General features: G+C 76.2%; 16 protein-coding genes. 6 read left to right on the top strand and 10 right to left on the bottom strand.

What is annotated here, in order from left to right; all coding sequences use genetic code 11:
- Window positions 1-42 precede the first annotated feature (42 nt).
- Complete coding sequence (locus tag ACI790_RS18795) at window positions 43-1581, bottom strand: phosphatase PAP2 family protein (RefSeq protein WP_456571311.1); 1539 nt, start codon at window positions 1579-1581, stop codon at window positions 43-45.
- A 280-nt stretch (window positions 1582-1861) separates the two neighbouring features.
- Here ACI790_RS18795 and bluB point away from each other — a divergent pair, with 280 nt between their 5' ends.
- The 3 genes from bluB to ACI790_RS18780 are packed head-to-tail and all read left to right on the top strand — an operon-like array spanning window position 1862 to window position 4907.
- A complete protein-coding gene (gene bluB / locus ACI790_RS18790) occupies window positions 1862-3562 on the top strand; it encodes a 5,6-dimethylbenzimidazole synthase (RefSeq protein ID WP_456571310.1) in 1701 nt (566 codons plus the stop codon).
- Window positions 3559-4104 (top strand): bifunctional adenosylcobinamide kinase/adenosylcobinamide-phosphate guanylyltransferase, encoded by a 546-nt coding sequence (locus ACI790_RS18785; RefSeq protein ID WP_456571309.1) that lies wholly within the window; start codon window positions 3559-3561, stop codon window positions 4102-4104. Before bluB ends, ACI790_RS18785 begins: the two co-directional genes overlap by 4 nt.
- Window positions 4101-4907, top strand: coding sequence for an adenosylcobinamide-GDP ribazoletransferase (locus tag ACI790_RS18780; RefSeq protein ID WP_456571308.1), 807 nt, complete (start codon window positions 4101-4103; stop codon window positions 4905-4907). Before ACI790_RS18785 ends, ACI790_RS18780 begins: the two co-directional genes overlap by 4 nt.
- Window positions 4908-4971: 64 nt before the next feature.
- Here the strand turns inward: ACI790_RS18780 and ACI790_RS18775 are convergent, their stop codons facing one another.
- The 4 genes from ACI790_RS18775 to ACI790_RS18760 form a co-directional block, all read right to left on the bottom strand.
- Window positions 4972-5382, bottom strand: coding sequence for a VOC family protein (locus tag ACI790_RS18775; protein WP_456571307.1), 411 nt, complete (start codon window positions 5380-5382; stop codon window positions 4972-4974).
- A gap of 100 nt (window positions 5383-5482) precedes the next feature.
- The gene (locus ACI790_RS18770) at window positions 5483-5767 is read right to left on the bottom strand and encodes a hypothetical protein (RefSeq protein ID WP_456571306.1); all 285 of its coding nucleotides are present in this window, start codon (window positions 5765-5767) and stop codon (window positions 5483-5485) included.
- 54 nt (window positions 5768-5821) lie between these two features.
- Entirely contained in the window at window positions 5822-6595 is a 774-nt protein-coding gene (locus ACI790_RS18765) for an esterase/lipase family protein (RefSeq protein WP_456571305.1), read from the bottom strand.
- 28 nt (window positions 6596-6623) lie between these two features.
- Entirely contained in the window at window positions 6624-6929 is a 306-nt protein-coding gene (locus tag ACI790_RS18760) for a hypothetical protein (RefSeq protein WP_456571304.1), read from the bottom strand.
- 174 nt (window positions 6930-7103) lie between these two features.
- Here ACI790_RS18760 and ACI790_RS18755 point away from each other — a divergent pair, with 174 nt between their 5' ends.
- A complete protein-coding gene (locus ACI790_RS18755; protein WP_456571303.1) occupies window positions 7104-7364 on the top strand; it encodes a hypothetical protein in 261 nt (86 codons plus the stop codon).
- A 92-nt stretch (window positions 7365-7456) separates the two neighbouring features.
- Here the strand turns inward: ACI790_RS18755 and ACI790_RS18750 are convergent, their stop codons facing one another.
- Entirely contained in the window at window positions 7457-8644 is a 1188-nt protein-coding gene (locus ACI790_RS18750) for an acyl-CoA dehydrogenase family protein (protein ID WP_456571302.1), read from the bottom strand.
- Window positions 8645-8683: 39 nt separating this feature from the next.
- Here ACI790_RS18750 and ACI790_RS18745 point away from each other — a divergent pair, with 39 nt between their 5' ends.
- Entirely contained in the window at window positions 8684-9805 is a 1122-nt protein-coding gene (locus ACI790_RS18745) for a glycerate kinase (protein ID WP_456571301.1), read from the top strand.
- Window positions 9806-9841: 36 nt separating this feature from the next.
- On the top strand, window positions 9842-10876 hold the full coding sequence (locus tag ACI790_RS18740; RefSeq protein ID WP_456571300.1) for an ion channel: 1035 nt from the start codon (window positions 9842-9844) through the stop codon (window positions 10874-10876).
- Here the strand turns inward: ACI790_RS18740 and ACI790_RS18735 are convergent.
- From ACI790_RS18735 to ACI790_RS18720, 4 genes are all read right to left on the bottom strand, one after another.
- Window positions 10873-11019 carry a hypothetical protein gene (locus ACI790_RS18735; protein ID WP_456571299.1) on the bottom strand — a complete coding sequence of 49 codons (147 nt, stop codon included), beginning with the start codon at window positions 11017-11019 and terminating at the stop codon, window positions 10873-10875. The genes ACI790_RS18740 and ACI790_RS18735 overlap by 4 nt on opposite strands.
- 53 nt (window positions 11020-11072) lie before the next feature.
- Window positions 11073-11615: a hypothetical protein gene (locus ACI790_RS18730; protein WP_456571298.1), complete on the bottom strand. Its 543-nt coding sequence runs from the start codon at window positions 11613-11615 to the stop codon at window positions 11073-11075.
- A gap of 969 nt (window positions 11616-12584) precedes the next feature.
- Window positions 12585-13091, bottom strand: a complete 507-nt coding sequence (locus ACI790_RS18725) for a mycothiol transferase (protein ID WP_456571297.1) — start codon at window positions 13089-13091, stop codon at window positions 12585-12587.
- Window positions 13092-13100: 9 nt separating this feature from the next.
- Window positions 13101-14627 (bottom strand): AMP-binding protein, encoded by a 1527-nt coding sequence (locus ACI790_RS18720; protein WP_456571296.1) that lies wholly within the window; start codon window positions 14625-14627, stop codon window positions 13101-13103.
- Window positions 14628-14754: the final 127 nt, after the last annotated feature.

The raw sequence follows: 14754 nt of genomic DNA, 5'->3' as shown, positions 1-14754 counted from the left end.
CTACCCAGGGCGACGGGCCGCGGTGTGTCGTTGTCGTGACACTCAGCGCGCGGCAGCTGCGTCGCGGGCCCGGGGGTACCGCACCGCGTCGCGGACCCCGGGGAGCAGGTAACGGGCGCACACCAGCACCCAGACCGTGCCGAGCACCAGGCCGGCGAGCACGTCCGTGGGGTAGTGCGCGGCCACGTAGATGCGGGACAGGGCGACGGCCGGCGCCACGAGCAGCGGCACCGCCAGCACCGCCCACCGCCACCGGCTCCGCGCGCAGGTGACGACGAGCGCGGCGAGGGCGCCGTAGATCGCCACCGCGGCCGCCGCGTGGCCGGAGGGCCAGCTCGCCGCCGTCGGTAGACCCGAGGTCAGGTCGGCCACCGAGGGGCGGGCCCGGGACACGGCCTGGGACACGACGAAGTAGATGCCGAGCTCCCCGAGCACCGTGACGACGACGAACGCCACCGGGCGCCAGCTGCCGGTGACCGCCAGCGCCACGACGACGAGGCTGAGGCTCACCGCGATGACCATGGGCGTCCCGGACAGCCGGCTCACCGCCGTCGTGACGTCCGTCAGCGTCTCGCTGCGCAGGTCGACGGCCGCGCGCACCGCCGCCCGGTCGAAGCGGCCCAGCGCGGTGTCGCCCAGCACGGCGGTGACGAGGAGGCCCAGCACCACCAGCACCCCGGTCAGCGCCGCGGCGCCGGCCAGCAGCCGGCCGACGGTCCGGCTGCCGTCGGGGAGCGCCGGCTGCCCCGACGGCGCCAGGTGCGGCGCGTCGTGCGGATCGACCTCGAGCGGATCCACCGTCGCCGGCCGGTGGTGGTCGTGCTGCCAGGCGCGGAAGGCCGCCGTCGTCACCGCCAGCAGGCCCAGCCCCAGGAACCAGCCGGCGAGGACGTCGGAGACGAAGTGCACGCCGAGCGCGAGCCGGGTGAAGCCGACGGCCAGGGTGATCAGCACGGCCGCGGCCAGCACCCAGCGGCGGGCTCCGCGGCCCACGGCGGGCATCGCCAGCAGCGCCAGCATCCCGTAGGTGACCACCGAGACCATCGCGTGCCCGCTCGGGAAGCTGGCGTTGGAGGGCAGCTCGGACACGGGGATGTCGACCACCGGCCGAGCCCGGCCGACGAGCGCCTTGGTCACCGGCACGAGGACGGCCAGCGCCACCCCGGTGACCACGGCGAACGCGGCGAGCCGGCGCTGACCGCGGATCAGCAGGAAGACCGTGGTGAGGGTGAACACCAGGACGGCGGCCCCGTTGCCCCCGAGATCGGTGACCGCCTGCAGCACGCCCACCAGCGCGGGGGAGTCGCTCACCACCGCGTTGAGGTCCGCGGCGACCCCGCCGTCCAGCGTCTCCAGCGGTGACCAGTTCTGCTGGACGAGCAGCAGGAGCAGCAGGAAGGGGACGGCCCCGGCCAGCAGCGCGGTGACCCCGAGGACGACGCGGACGCCGAACCGGCCGGCGCCGGCGGTGCCCTCGTCGGCCGGTTCGGACGCGTCCGGGGGCGAGGTGGCGGCGTGCGCGGCGAGCCGGTTCATGGGCAGAGCAGGTACCCGGGCGGCGCGGGCGCCAACGGCCGGCACCTGACGATCGTGTGACGGCGCGGCCGGCCGCTCCCGGTGCCCACCTCGGGTTCCCGGGCAGGCGGTCCGGCGGACGCGGGGCGCCGGACACGGGAGGAAGTATCGTGCCCGGTGTCCCGGGCGGCAGCGCAGCTGCCGGGCCCGACGCTCTCCCGCGCGCCGACCGCGCCGGCCACCGGCTGATCGCCCGCACGGGGGAGCACCTGCGCTCGGGTGCACGGACGGGCGCGGTCGGCGCGCGAGGGTGGTCCCGGGCGCACCTGACGGAGGAGTTCCTGGCATGAGCTGGCCCCGGCCGGTCCCCGTGATCGGCGACCGCACCCACGCGGCCCAGCGCGCGGCCGACCCGTCCGGCTGGGCGTTCGACCCCGACAGCGTGGCGGCGCTGCACGCGGTCGTCGACGCCCGCCGCGACATCCGCCGCTACCGCCCCGACCCGGTGCCGCAGGAGCTGCTGCGCGCGGTCCTCGGCGCCGGGCACCGCGCTCCGTCGGTGGGGCACTCGCAGCCCTGGCGGTTCGTCGTCGTCACCGAGCAGGCGACCCGGGACCGCGCCGCGGCGCTGGCCGACCGGGAGCGGCTCCGGCAGGCCGAGCTGCTCACGCCCGACCGGCGCGCCCGGCTGCTCGACCTCCAGCTGGAGGGCATCCGCGAGGCCCCGGTCGGCATCGTCGTCGCCTGCGACCGCCGGGCGCACGCCACCGGCGTGCTCGGCCGGGCGACGTTCCCCGACGCCGACCTGTGGAGCTGCGCCTGCGCCATCCAGAACATCTGGCTGGCCGCCCGGGCCTCCGGCCTGGGCCTGGGCTGGGTGACGCTCTTCCAGCCCGCCGACCTGGCCGAGCTGCTGCACCTGCCCGACGGGGTGGAGACCCTCGGCTGGCTGTGCCTGGGCTGGCCCGACGAGCGGCCGCCCGAGCCCGGGCTGATGCGGCACGGCTGGTCCACCCGCATGTCGCTGGACGAGGTCGTCCTGGCCGAGCGCTGGCCCGCCGACGGCAGCCCGGAGGCCCCGGTCTCCCACCTGGCCGGGCCCGAGCCGGAGGCCGTGGTGGCCGCCCGGGACACCGGCGACGACCTGCTCTCCGTCCCCGGGTCGCTCGGGGTGCTCGACCGCGCCGTCGACCGGGTGCTCGCCCTGCCCGGCGCCGAGCCGGCCACCGGAACGCTGGTCGTCGTCGTCGGCGACCACCCCGTCGCCACCGCGCACGCGGTCTCGGCGTACCCGGCGTCGGTGACCGCCGACGTGCTCGCCGCCACCGGCACCGGCGAGTCGCTCGGCGCGGCCACCGCCGCCCAGGCCGGCCTGGCGGTGCGGGCCCACGCCGCCGTGTCGCCGGACCCGCAGGGCGACCTGGTGGCCGCCGACGCGCTCACCCCCGCGGCGGTCGACGCGCTGGTCGCCGAGGGCCGGGAGCTGGGCCGCGAGCTGGCCGGGCACGGGCTCGTGTGCCTGGGCGAGGTGGGCATCGGCAACACCACGGTCGCCGCGGCGCTGGCCTGCGCGCTGCTGGGGCTCGACCCCGAGGAGGCCGTCGGGCTGGGTGCCGGAGCCGACGCGGAGATGCTGGCCCGCAAGCGCGCCGTCGCCACCGCGGCCCTGGCGCGGGCCCGCACCGAGCACGGCGCGGCGCTGACCGAGCCGCGGACCGCGCTGGCCGCCCTCGGCGGGCCGGAGTTCGCGGTGCTCGCCGGCGTCACGCTCGGGGCGGCCGCCGCGGGCGTCCCGGTGGTGCTGGACGGGCTGGTCACCTCCGTCTCCGCCGTCGTCGCCGTGCGGCTGGAGCCCGCCGCCCGGACCGCACTGGTCGCCGGCCAGCGCAGCCGCGAGCGGGCGCACGCCGAGGTGCTGACCGAGCTGGGTCTGGAGCCGCTCCTGGACCTCCGGCTCCGCTCGGGGGAGGGCGTCGGCGCGGTGCTGGGCGCGCAGCTGCTGCTCACCGCGCTGCGCGCCCGGCGCACCGCGGGGCGGGTGTCGTGATCGGCCGGCCACCCCGCCGGACGCTGGTGCTCGGCGGCGCCCGCTCCGGCAAGTCCCGGCACGCCGAGCAGCTGCTCGCGCGGGCACGCCGTGTCGAGTACGTCGCCTGCGGGCTGCCCGCCGACGGCGGCGATCCCGAGTGGGCCGACCGGGTGGCGCTGCACCGCGACCGCCGGCCCGGCTCGTGGCGGACGGTGGAGACCGTCGACCTGGTCGGCGTGCTGGGGGAGACCGGCCCGCCGGTGCTCGTCGACTGCCTGTCCACCTGGCTGGCCCGGGTGATGGACGACTGCGGGGTGTGGGACGGCGGCGCCGAGGCCGACGCGCGCCTCGCCTCCGCCGTCGACGACGTCGTGGCCGCGTGGACCGGCACCCGCCGCCGGGTGGTGGCGGTGAGCAACGAGGTGGGCTCCGGCGTGGTGCCGGCCACCGCGTCGGGTCGCCGGTTCCGCGACGAGCTGGGCATCCTCAACGCCCGCGTCGCCGCCGCCTCCCAGCGGGTGTGGCTGCTCACCGCCGGGTTGCCCCAGCGGCTGCGATGAGCGCACCGGAACGCGCCGCGGGCGCCGGTGGGCCGCTCGCCGCGCTGGGCCTGTTCAGCGTGCTGCCGGTGCCCGAGCGCGCCCGCGTCCCCGGCTCCGGTGTGCTGCGCTGGCTGCCGGTGGTCGGCCTCGTCCTGGGGGCGCTGGCCTGCCTGCCGGCCCTCGCCGTGTGGCGCGGTGCGGAGGCGGGGTCGCCGCTGCTCGCCGCGGCGCTGGTGGTCACCGCGCTGGCCCTGCTCACCCGTGGCCTGCACCTCGACGCGACCGCCGACCTGGCCGACGGGCTGGGCAGCGGGCGGCCGGCCGAGCAGGCGCTGGCGATCATGCGCCGGCCCGAGGTGGGGGCCTTCGCGGTGGCCGCGCTGGGCTGCACGCTGCTGGTCCAGGTGGCGGCGCTGGGCGCGGTGCTCGGCGATGCCGCGCTTCCCGAGGGCGTGCTGGCCGTCGTCCTCGCGACGGTCACGGGCCGCACCGCGGTGCTGCACGCCGCCGCCCGGTCGGCCGCTGCCGGGTCGTCGCTCGGCGTCCTGGTCGCCGGGTCCGGCTCCGCGGCGCTGCGCTGGGCGGTCACGGCGGTGCTGCTCGCCGCGGCCCTCGGGGCCCGGCTCGCCGTCGGGGGCTCGGTCGCGGAGGCGCTGTGGTCGGCCGCCGCCGTCGTCGTCGCGCTGCTGGTCGCCGCCCTGCTGGCCCGGCACGCCGCCCGGCGCCTCGGCGGGGTGAACGGCGACGTCTTCGGCGCGGTGGTCGAGACGGCCACCACCGCCACCCTGGTCGTGCTGGCCGCCGGGGTCACCTGGACCTGAGCCCGGCGGCACCGCGCGCTGGCGCCGGCCGTCCGTCCGCGACGACGGCCGGGATCGTGCCCGCTCAGCCGCCGCCCGAGGACCCGCTCGTCGCCGCGACCTCCGCCTCGCTGCGCAGGATGCAGAACTCGTTGCCCTCGGGGTCGGCGAGCACCACCCATCCCGTGCCGTCCGGCTTGCGGCGGTCGTCGAGAGCCGTCGCGCCGAGGGCGAGGAGGCGGGCCAGCTCGTCGTCGCGCGAATCCTCGCGCGGACGCAGGTCGAGGTGGACCCGGTTCTTCACCCGCTTCGCCTCGGGGACCTCGACGAACAGCAGGTGATGATGCCCGTCGCGCGACCCGATCAGGCGCTCCTCCTGGCCGGGCCGGTTGGGATCGTCCGGGTCCTCGACGTAGTCGAGCACGGCTCGCCACCACCGTGACAGGGCGTAGGCGTCGGTGCAGTCGACGCTGGTGTGCGACACGGACGACGACATCACCGGAGCGTCGCACGGGGCGTGCAGCGGCGTCGCTGCACCCCGACGAGCCCCGCGGGGCTCGCCGCACTCTCCCTCGCCGGGGCGGCCGCACTACGAGCTACAGGCCGGCGCCTGGCTGGACGTCGACGGACGACGTGCCGAACCGCACCCCTGGGACGGTCGGGTACGGCTGGGCGCCCAGGAGGAAGGCGATGCTGGCCTCCGGGCCGGGAGCGACAGCCGCCGCCTCCTCGGCCGTGGCCGCCGCGACATCTCCCTCGTCAGAGGCACGGACCGCCCACCCGCCCGCCGACGCCTCCCACGCGGCCGCGCCGGCGTGGAGCAACGCCTCCTGGTCCACGACATCGACGGTGCAGGTCACCACCACCCGATAGGTCGCCATCCGGCGATCCTGGCATCCGCCCGGCACGGAGGCGGCTCGGCCGGGCCCCGCTCACTATTCGGGGAAGAGCGAGCGCGCGCCGAGCCGGGTCGGCCGGACGAAGGGCTGCCAGCCGTCCCGCGGCTGGGCCAGCCGATCGGCCACGATCCAGAGCACCGCCGGGTCCACGCCCATACCCAGGTGGCTGGCGTGCACGGCGACGTTCTCGCTGCGCGGCCCCTCCTGCTGCAGGCAGGTGCGCCAGTCGACCACGCCGTCCCAGCGCGAGTAGACCGAGGTGCTCGGCACCGGCAGCGCCCGGGCCGGACGAACCTCCTGCACCGCCCGCAGCCGGCGGTACTCCCGGACCATGCCGTCGCGGCCGGCGGCCCGGCGCGGCCGTGGTGCGACCCCGGAGAACGGGGAGCCGAGGGACACCACCTGCCGGACCAGCCGCGGGCTGCGCTCGGCCAGCCGCCGGGCGAAGATGCCGCCCAAGCTCTGACCGACGATGCTCACCGGCCCGCCGTGCTCGTCGGCGAGCCGCTGCACCAGCGCGCGGACGCCGTCGACGACCTCGGGCCGCGGCCCGTGGTTGCGGCCGAGGTCCCAGCCCACCGTGGGGTAGCCCAGGCGGCCGATCCACCGGCGCAGCGTGCGGGTGGAGACGTCGGACGCCAGCCAGCCGGGCAGGACGACGACGGGGTGCGGCTCCCCGCGCGGCGCCAGGCGCAGCAACGGCATCCCCGCGGCCAGCGCCCCGGCGCTGACCAGGGCGCGCGCGGGTTCGGTGAGGGCGAGCAGGGTGTCGGTGCGCTCGCGGCGGGCCGGCTCGGATCGAGGACTCACCTGCCCTCGATGCCCGGAAACCGGTGGATCAGTCGCCGGGCGGCAGCACGCGCGGGACGAACACCTCGTCGATCGGGCGGGGGCCGACGTACTGGCGGCAGGTGCAGGGCACCCAGCTGTGCCCCGACCAGCGGCCGCGCTTGTCGTAGGTGTCGCGGCGCAGCTCGGCGTAGCAGGTGTTGGTCTCGGTGTCGTGCTGGCTGAGCGTGTGCCCGCAGCCGCACAGCGGGGTCACCGGTGGGGGAGGAGCCGTCTGCCGGCCCCGGCCCAGCCGCCCGGCGACGAAGCCGGCGCCGAGCAGCGCCGCACCCACCAGCAGGCTGATCGGATCCATCGTGCGTGCTCCTCCCGCGAGGACTCCGACGGTAGCGCGCCCAGCGCGTCACCCGCCGGGGTCGGCCCCGCGGGCGGCGACTGCGGAGCGTGGCGGCGGCAGTCGGTTGCCGGGCAGCCGTTTTCGCCCGATCAGGGGGATTGGACGCCGGGCGGCCGGGGAATCGTTAACCTCGTGGAAACGTACGCCGTGGGGTTCGCCCGTCCCGACCGCTGGACGGGTGGGACGCAGACCGAGCAGACCTACCCCTGGCACGCCGTGGAGGCCCACCGACCGCCGGCCGAGCTCGACGGCGAGGTGGAGCTGGCCGTGTGCGGTGCCATCGTCCAGGTGTGGGGCACGCAGAAGTGGGAGCGGGTCGGCGTCGGCCGCACCGGTTGCCCGGAGTGCGCGCGCCTCACCGCCGTCGACAACCGGCTGACCAGCGCCCGCTGAGCCGGCGCGACCGAGCCCCGGATCCCGCTCGAGGGACCCGGGGCTCTTGCCTGCCCGGGGCTCCACGGCGATGGCCGTGCAGCCCTGGTCGGTCAGCGCTGCTCCGGCTTCCGCCCGCTGATCGCCGACATCCCGGTGATCGCGCGGCCGACGATCAGCGCCTGCACCGAGTCGGTCCCCTCGAAGGTGAAGATCGCCTCCATGTCGGCGTGGTGACGGGCGATGTGGTGGTCGAGCAGGATGCCGTCACCGCCGAGGATGTCGCGGGCGTCGGCCACGATCGCCCGCGCCTTGGCCGCGTGGTTCATCTTCGCCAGCGAGGCCATCGCCGCGGTCATCCGGCCGGAGTCGGCGAGCTTCGACAGCCGCCAGCACATCAGCTGCATCGAGGTGATCTCGGCGAGCATCCGGGCCAGCTTGTCCTGCACCAGCTGGAACCCGGCGATGGGCTGGCCGAACTGCTCCCGCTGCAGCGCGTGCGCCAGCGCCAGCTCGTAGGAGGCCGTCGCCAGGCCCAGCGCGCGCCACGCCACCGTGTAGCGGGTGCGGTCGAGCATCGAGGAGACATCCTTGAACGAGTGGCAGTTGGCCAGCTTGTTCTCCGCCGGCACCCGCACGTCGGTCAGGGTGATCTCGGCCTGCCACACCGCGCGCAGCGCCGTCTTGCCGGTCATGACCGTCGCCTCGTAGCCGGGAGTGCCCTTCTCGACGACGTAGCCGCCTACCTTGCCGTCCTCCCCGCGGGCCCAGATGATCACGTAGTCGGCGATCGAGCCGTTGCCGATCCACTTCTTCTGCCCGTCGAGGACGAAGCTGTCGCCGTCGCGGCGGGCCGAGGTCTCCAGGCCGACGGCGTCGGAGCCGTGCTTGGGCTCGGTCAGGCCGAAGGCACCGATCTTCTCCAGGCGGGCCATCTCCGGCAGCCAGCGCGCGCGCTGCTCGTCGTCCCCGAGGACGGCGATCGACTGCATCGCCAGGAAGCTGTGCACCCCGTTGAAGGTGCCGATGCTGCCGTCGGCGCGGGCCAGCTCGGCGGCGACGAGGCCGGCGGCGACGTTGCTCATGCCCGGGCAGCCGTGGCCCTCGATCGTGCCGCCGACGATGCCGAGCCCGGCCAGCTTCTGCGCCATCTCGAAGGGGAAGTCCGCGCGTTCCCAGTAGTCGTTGATGTACGGGATGACCTCTGCGTCGCAGAAGGCGCGAACCCGGTCGCGGATCTCGATCTCAGCGGGCTCGAGCAGGTCCTCGATGGCGTAGAAGTCGGGGCTTGAGTCGGTCACCCGTTCGACGCTACGACGCCGCGGGGCATGCTGCCCGTCGTGCACGTCGTGATCGCACCCGACTCGTTCAAGGGCAGCCTCACCGCCGCCGACGCCGCGGAGGCCACCGCCCGTGGCGTCGTCCGGGTGCGCCCCGACGTCGAGGTGGTGCTGCGGCCGGTCGCCGACGGCGGTGAGGGCACGGTGGCCGCCGCTCTGGCGGCAGGATTCCGGCCGGACCCGGTGACCGTCAGCGGGCCGGACGGGCGGCCGCGGGAGGCGCTGCTCGCGCTGCGGCCGGGCGTCGCCGTGCTGGAGCTCGCGACCGCGGCCGGCCTCGGGCTGGCCGCACCGGCGCCGCTGACCGCGACCACCCGGGGTGTCGGTGAGCTGATCGTCGCCGCGCTCGACCGCGGGGTGCGGCGGATCGTGCTCGGCATCGGCGGCAGCGCGACCACCGACGGCGGCGCGGGCATGCTGCAGGCGCTCGGCATCCGGCTGCTCGACGCCGACGGGCGCGACGTCCCCGCCGGTGGCGGCGGGCTGCTCTCCCTCGCCCGGGCCGACGCGCGCGGGCTCGACCCCCGGCTGGCCGGGGTGGAGCTGGTCATCGCCTCCGACGTCGACAACCCGCTGACCGGGCCCTCGGGTGCGGCGCACGTCTTCGCTCCGCAGAAGGGCGCCGCACCCGACCAGGTGCGGACGCTGGACGCGGCCCTGACCCGCTACGCCGCCGTCCTCGCCCGGGACCTGGGCGCCGACGTCGCCGCCGTACCCGGCGCCGGGGGCGCGGGCGGCACGGCGGCGGGGGCACTGGCGGTCGGCGGCCGGATCGTGTCCGGAGCCGGCCTGGTGTGCGACCTGATGGGCGTCTCCGACGCGCTCGGTGGCGCAGACCTGGCCATCACCGGGGAGGGCGCGCTGGACGAGCAGACGCTGCACGGCAAGGCCCCGGCCGAGGTGGCCGCCCGGGCCGGGACCGCGGGCGTGCCCTGCCTCGCGCTGGCCGGAGCGGTGCGGTTGCCGGCGGAGCGGCTGCGCGCGGCGGGGTTCGTCGCCGCGCACGCGCTGACCGAGGTGGAGCCCGACGTGGCCCGGTGCCGCGCGGAGGCGGCGACGCTGCTGCCCGAGCTCGCCGCGCGGGTGGTCGGTGCGCTGCTGCCCCCGGCCGCGCCGCGGTAGCTTGCCTCGTCCCGGCCCCCGCCCCCAGGAGTTCCGTTGCCGTTCCTCCTCCACCGCTTCACGCGGTTCGTGCGGTTGCGACTGGGCGGCTGGCGGCTGCCGCTGGCGGTCGCGGTGTTCGTCTTCCTCTCCAGCTGGTTGGCCATGACGCTGGTGGAGCCGGCCGGCAGCGGGATCACCGCCTCCGGCACGTACTGGTGGTACTTCCTGGTCACCGCCGCGACCGTGGGCTACGGCGACGTCTTCCCCAGCTCGATCGGCGGCCGGGTCATCGGCGCCTACGTGATCGTGGGCGGCATCGTCACCCTGACCCTGCTGTTCACGCAGCTGTCCGAGGCCCTGCAGTCGGTGCGGGGCCGGCGCCTGAGAGGTGTGGTCCCCCTGGACATGTCCGACCACGTGGTGCTGCTGGGCTACTGGCCCGGGCGCACCGAGCGGATCATCGCGGAGCTGACCGCCGAGGGGCGCACCCAGGTCGCGCTGTGCGCCTGGGACGACGTCCCGGAGAACCCGATGCCGGACCAGTCGGCGGTGCACTTCGTCCGCGGCGACCTCACCCACGAGGACGTCATGCAGCGGGCGTGCGTGCCGGAGGCCCGGACGGTGGTGATCGACGCCCGGGACGACAACGAGACGCTCGCGGTCGCGGTCGCCGTCGAGCACGCCCACCCGGGGGTCCACCTCGTCGCGGCGCTGCGCGACCTGGGCCGGCTGGACACGCTGCGCTACGTCAGCGCCGGGGTGCAGGGCGCCCAGTGGCACATGCCGTTCCTGCTCACCGAGGAGGCGAATGACCCGGGCATCACCCAGGTCTACAGCGAGCTGATGACCCACGGCGGGCGCAACACCTACTCGCTGACGGTGCCCCCGGACTTCCCGCACGCCACGTTCGGCGAGTGCCAGCGTCACTTCGGCACGGCGTTCGGCGCCACCGTGCTGGCGGTGCGCGACCCCGACGGGCTCGCGGTCAGCCCGCCGTGGGACACCCGCCTGGCGGCGGGGACGACGCTGTACTACGTCGCCGCCCACCGCATCCCGGCCCGGCAGCTGACCGGCGGGCACCGCTCCTAGGAGGGGTGGCCCGCGACGTCGCTCTCGTCGCCCTGCGGCGCCTCGGGCGACGAGCTCTGCTCCTCGAGGGACGCCGCCATCTCGGGCGTCTCCTGTTCCAGGGCGATGTCGCGGGGCTGTGGCGTCTCGGAAGGGGTGGTCATGCCCCCACCCTGCCGCAGGAGGGCGTGCTCCGCTCCTCGGTCGTCGCCGGGGCTCAGGCGTCCCCGGCGGTCAGCCACTCCGGCTGGTAACGGACCACGCCCGAGAGGGCGGGCACGTCCAGCACCACGGTGCCGGTCAGTTCCTGCGACGGCCCGAGCGGACCGCCCGGGAAGGGCGTCGCCCCGGTGTCGCAGACCCCGGCCGGGGCGCTGCCGGTCGCCACGGTGCCGTCGTCGCCGTCCAGCCGGAATTCGCCGGCTCCCAGGTCGTGCTCGCCACCCAGGACGGTCAGGTCGGCGCCGGTGGTCACGGTGACCCGCACCGCCACCAGCGAGCCGTTGTTCGCGACGACGGCCGGATCGGTGCAGGACACGCCCGGCAGCACCTCGGCCACGGTCACGGAGAGGACGAGGCCGCCGGTCGCGGGGTTCCGGACCTCCACGGCCTCCCCGGGCACCAGCACCGCGGCCGGGGGCTCGGGGGCCGCGGTGGGCGGCTCCCCGGCCGGTGGTTCCGTGGTGGGCGGCTCCTCGGCCGGTGGCTCCTCGGCCGGCGGTTCCGCGGTGGGCGGCTCCCCGACGGAGAATGCGTCCACGGGCGGTTCCCCGGCGGGCGGCTGCCCGGGAGGTGGCTCCTCCACCGGCGGTTTCTCGGGAGGCGGTTCCCCGGCGGGCGGGTCCTGGAGAGGCGGCTCCTCCACCGGCGGTGCCTGGGCGAGCGGATCCTCGAGAGGTGGCCCCTCGAGAGGAAGCACCTCGGCCGGTGGTTGCTCGGCGGGGGGCTGCTCCGCCGGCGGCACCTGTTCCGCCGACGCCGCAGCAGCCGGCTCCTCGGACGCGTCGGCGCCCGCCGGATCGGCGGCGGGCGGTGGCGCCGGCGGCGAGGGGACGGGCGGCTGTGCCGGGACCTGCGGGTCGACCGGCGGGAGAGGGGCGCCGAGGGGTACGGGTGGTGCACCGGGGAAGGAACCAGTCGTCGGCTCCCGGCGGCAGGACGCCGATCGTCGGGATCACCAGCGGGCCCATGCCGGCGTCCTCGGACGGCAGCCAGGCCCGTGCGTCCGCCCGGTCGTCGACCGCCACCTGCAGGGCGCCGGACCCCGCCGCGGACCCCGCCGCGAACCCGGCCGCGGGCCCGCCGATCCCGCTCAGCGTCACCAGCGCGGCGGACCCGAGCCCGCCCGTCAGAACGGCCAGCGCGCGCAACCGGCGGCGGGCCGCCAGCTCGGCGGAGCAGTGCGCCAGGGGCGACGGCTCCGGCGTCGTCGTCCGCTTCCGCGCGACGCGCCGGCGCGCCGGCCGGGCCGCCGGCCGGACGGCGGAGGGATCGCGCGGAACCGGCGACGGCCGCCGCACCGCAGCGGCTCCCGGTGCAGGCGCGGGAAGGTCTGCCCCGGGGGCCGGCACGGCCCCGACCGGGGGCTCAGGCGGGGTGGTCATCGTCATCACCGCCAGCGTCGACGAGCCCGGAGAACGGCCGGGCGGCAGTGGCGGAACGGTAACCGGCGCGACGGGTGTCCGGGAGTTGTTCCGGGACGGCATCGCGCCTGTCCGGGCCGGCCGGCTCAGACCCCCAGCAGACCCCGGGCGTAGCCGATCTGGCCGAGGTGCTGGAGGTCGTCGGAGAGCACGCTGACCAGCCGCACCCCGAGGGTCACCGGCGGATCCCAGGAGCGGTCCACCACCCGGTCGAGGTCGGCGTCCGACAACCCGCGCAGGAACTCCACCGACCGGGCATGCACGTCGCCGGCGTAGCCCGTCAGCAGGTCCACCGACCGGATCCGGACGGCGGCCACCTGCTCGGCGTCGAACCCGTAGCCGGTCGCGTCCGGGGCGAAGGGGAGGCCGAACCGGTCGGCCCACCCCTGCGCCGTCCACGTCTGCCCGTGCCCGGCGACGTCCGACAGGTGGTCGTCCTGCACCCGGAGCAGGTGCCAGGCCAGCCAGCCGATCGGGTTGGTCGCCGGGCCGGGCCGGCGGTGCAGGTCGTCGGCGGTCAGGCCGTCGAGGCTGCGGTGCACCGTCTCGTGCACCTGGTCGTAGGCGTGCTCCAGGAGCTCGGCGGTGCGCACGTCGTCGTCCTACTGCTCGCGGAGTTCCCGGCGGAGGATCTTGCCGGTGACCGTCTTGGGCAGCTCGTCGACGACGACCACGCTGCGCGGGTACTTGTAGGCGGCCATGCGCTGCTTGCAGTGCGCGATCAGCTCCTCCTCGGTGGCCGTGGCCCCGGGCTTGAGGCTGACGAACGCCTTGACCGTCTCACCGCGCTTCTCGTCGGGGACGCCGACGACCGCGGACTCCCGGACGGCGGGGTGCTCGGCCAGCACGTCCTCGACCTCGCGCGGCCACACCTTGTAGCCCGACGCGTTGATCATGTCCTTCTTGCGATCGACGATGAACACCCAGCCGTCGGGGTTCATGAAGCCGACGTCGCCGCTCTTGAGCGCGCCGCCGGGCAGGTTCGCCGCCGTCTCCTCGGGCTTGCCCCAGTAGCCGGCGACGACCTGCGGCCCCTCGGCCACGATCTCCCCGATCTCGCCGAGCGGGAGGTCGCGGCCCTCGTCGTCCTGGATGCGCACGATCGTGTTCGGCGCCGGGACGCCCACCGAGAGCGCGCCCGAGGTCGGGTCCACCGGTGAGGCCGCGCCGAACGGCGTGACCGTCATCGGCGACGTCGTCTCGGTGAGGCCGTAGGCGTTGTGCACCTGCTTGCCGGTCGCGGCCAGGAAGTTCTGCTCGGCCGTCGGGGAGATGGCCGCGCCGCCGGAGTAGACCGAGGTGAACGACGCGAAGTGGTCCTTGCTGAACCCCGGTGCGTTGAGCAGCGCGCTGAACGCGGTGATGGCGCCGATGGTGAAGGCCGGCCGGTGCTCGGCGAACGCATCGAGCACCACCTGCGGCTCGAACCGGTAGGCCAGGATCAGCGGCGCCGGCACCAGCAGGCTGACCGCGATGTGCCCGATCAGCCCGGTGATGTGGAACAGCGGGGCGACGCCGAAGATGGCGCCGTCCCGCCCGGCGTGCACCCAGTCGCGGTAGACCTGCGCGGTGAACACCACGTTCCGGTGGGTGTTCATCGCGCCCTTCGGCACGCCGGTGGTCCCCGACGTGTAGGTCAGGAACGCGACGTCGTCGGCCCGCAGGCCGACCGGCGGCGGGACCTCGCCGCGGTGCGCCGCGACGAGCTCGAGGAGGTCGGTCGTGCCCTCGTGCCGCTGCCGGCTGGTGCCGGCGAACAGCCGCTCGTCGTCCCGGGTCTGGAACTCCAGCTCGCTGGTGGTCAGCACCAGGCGCACGTCGGTGTCGGGCACCACCTCGCGGGCCACCTGGTCGTAGAGCGACTCGAGGGAGAGCAGCACCACGGCACCGGAGTCCTTGAGCAGGTAGGACAGCTCCCGCTGCCTGCTCATCGGGTTGATCGAGACCATGGTGCCGCCGGCCTTCCAGGCGGCGACCATCGCGATGACGAACTGCGGCACGTTCTGCAGGTAGACCGCGAGCCGGTCACCGGGGCCGAACCCGTGCGCGAGCAGCCCGGCGGCCAGCCCGTCGCTGAGCTCGTCCAGCTCCTGCCGGGTGATCGTGCCGTCGAAGTACCTCAGCGCCACCGCCGCGGGGGGGGGGGGGGGGGGGGGGGGGGGGGGGGGGGGGGGGGGGGGGGGGGGGGGGGGGGGGGGGGGGGGGGGGGGGGGGGGGGGGGGGGGGGGGGGGGGGGGGCGGGGGGGGGGGCGCGTG

This window comes from Blastococcus sp. SYSU DS0539 (assembly GCF_054050855.1).
The sequence above is the reverse complement of the archived record's forward strand: the minus strand, read 5'-3'. Positions and strand labels throughout refer to the sequence as shown.

What these genes read in the sequence shown, in the direction of transcription:
- ACI790_RS18780 (WP_456571308.1), top strand. Translation starts at nt 4,101, where the DNA reads ATGAGCGCACCGGAACGCGCCGCGGGCGCCGGTGGGCCGCTCGCCGCG.
- ACI790_RS18760 (WP_456571304.1), bottom strand. Translation starts at nt 6,929, where the DNA reads ATGGATCCGATCAGCCTGCTGGTGGGTGCGGCGCTGCTCGGCGCCGGC.
- ACI790_RS18770 (WP_456571306.1), bottom strand. Translation starts at nt 5,767, where the DNA reads ATGGCGACCTATCGGGTGGTGGTGACCTGCACCGTCGATGTCGTGGAC.
- ACI790_RS18735 (WP_456571299.1), bottom strand. Translation starts at nt 11,019, where the DNA reads ATGACCACCCCTTCCGAGACGCCACAGCCCCGCGACATCGCCCTGGAA.
- ACI790_RS18775 (WP_456571307.1), bottom strand. Translation starts at nt 5,382, where the DNA reads ATGTCGTCGTCCGTGTCGCACACCAGCGTCGACTGCACCGACGCCTAC.
- bluB (WP_456571310.1), top strand. Translation starts at nt 1,862, where the DNA reads ATGAGCTGGCCCCGGCCGGTCCCCGTGATCGGCGACCGCACCCACGCG.